At 44.6% G+C, this 1,574-nt stretch carries 2 protein-coding genes; both read right to left on the bottom strand.

The window, feature by feature from the left end:
• Window positions 1–346: 346 nt before the first annotated feature.
• On the bottom strand, window positions 347–499 hold the full coding sequence (locus tag F6K20_RS37880) for a hypothetical protein (RefSeq protein ID WP_287298311.1): 153 nt from the start codon (window positions 497–499) through the stop codon (window positions 347–349).
• A 2-nt stretch (window positions 500–501) separates the two neighbouring features.
• A partial coding sequence (locus F6K20_RS37875; RefSeq protein ID WP_502708931.1) for a WD40 repeat domain-containing protein occupies window positions 502–1,574 on the bottom strand: 1,073 nt, incomplete at its 5' end.

Genomic DNA, 1,574 nt, shown 5'->3' with positions numbered 1-1,574 from the left:
AGCGAGCAACAACAACTCGCTGCATGTTGGGTAACAGCCTAATGACCACCCACGGGTGAAGCCGTTCAGAATAACTCATAATCGAAGCATCTCCTTTTTTAGGGGAGCCAGAGCTAGCCCGTAGATGTTGCAGTGTCCCCGGGCTAGCTCTTGACTCTGGGCGTCTCAGCGCCCACTGTTATACTATAGCACAAAAATCTTTTATTATAACATATTTTTTAAAATTTTGTAACAAAGGGAGCTATCAGCTATCAGCTATCAGCTATCAGCTATCAGCTATCAGCTATCAGTTATCAGCTATCAGCTATCAGCTATCAGCTTATGCGCTACGCGCACGCGATCGCGTTCAGCTTGTGAATAACATTGGTGTCGAAGCCTGTGCCACAAAGTTGGCCACTGTTCGCTTAGCGTAAGCTTTTAGCTGACGGCTGACCGCTGACGGCTGACGGCTGACTTCTGACTTCTGACTTCTGACTTCTAACTTCTGACTTTCCCTCACTCCTAAAGTAAATCCTTCAACACCTCTTCCGTAAAAGGATTCTTACCAGCCCGCAGCTCATCTATCCATTTCTGCCGTTTTGCTTTCGACTTATCATTCCTAGTCCAGTCTACAAATTCCTGAAAATCTGATATCGCTCCTGCGGTATCCCCAGTCAGAGCCCTAGCCAAACCACGACTATCTTGATATCCTTTATAAGATTTAGGTGCTTTGGCTACTGCTTTTTCACAGGCATCCATCACCTCAGCAGCATATCCATGGAGGCTACCAAACCAACAGAGTGCGTACCAAGAATGAGCATAAATTTCTAGGTTTGGATCTAGTTGTTGTGCTTCTTTATAGAGAGATAGGGCTTTGGTTAATTCACCCTCTTTAGCTAACTGCTTACCTTGTTTAACTTTAGCGGGTGCTGCTAGCTGTTTGGCTTTTATCTCTGGCTGTAATTCTAGCTCCGTATTCCATTGTTTGGCTTTTTCAAACTTAGCAATAGCACCCTCAACATCCCCCTGTTTTGCTAACTTTTCACCTTTTGCAACAAGAGCAATCGCTTTTGCTTTTTTCTCTAGCTCTAATTCCAGCTCCGGATTCCATGTTTTGGCTTTTTGAAACTTAGCAATAGCAGCCTCAACATCCCCCTGTTTTGCTAACTCCTCACCTTGTCTAACAAAACCAGAAGCTGCAGCTATTTTGCCATCTGAATCTTGGCATTTCTCTAAGCTTTCTAAATCTTCAGGATGATCCACAAAGTAACCTTCAAGCAACTTACAGCCCCTAGCCAGCATCTCTCCTAAATCTTCAACCGCCCAGAGTCTGACCGTTTTGTCTGATGATGCGGTAGCCAGCATCTGACCATCTCGGCTAAAACTGACACTATTTACCGAGTCTTGATGTCCTGTCAACAGTGCTAATTGATTTCCTTCTAAATCCCAAACTCTGACCGTTTTGTCCGATGATGCGGTAGCCAGCATCTGACCATCTCGGCTAAAACTGACACTATTTACCGAGTCTTGATGTCCTGTCAACAGTGCTAATTGATTTCCTTCTAAATCCCAAACTCTGACCGTTTTGTCCGATG

It is taken from the genome of Moorena sp. SIO2C4, from assembly GCF_010672485.1.
Taxonomy (GTDB): Bacteria; Cyanobacteriota; Cyanobacteriia; order Cyanobacteriales; family Coleofasciculaceae; genus Moorena; species Moorena producens.
Note: the sequence above shows the minus strand (reverse complement) of the source record. Positions and strands in the feature narration are given on the sequence as shown.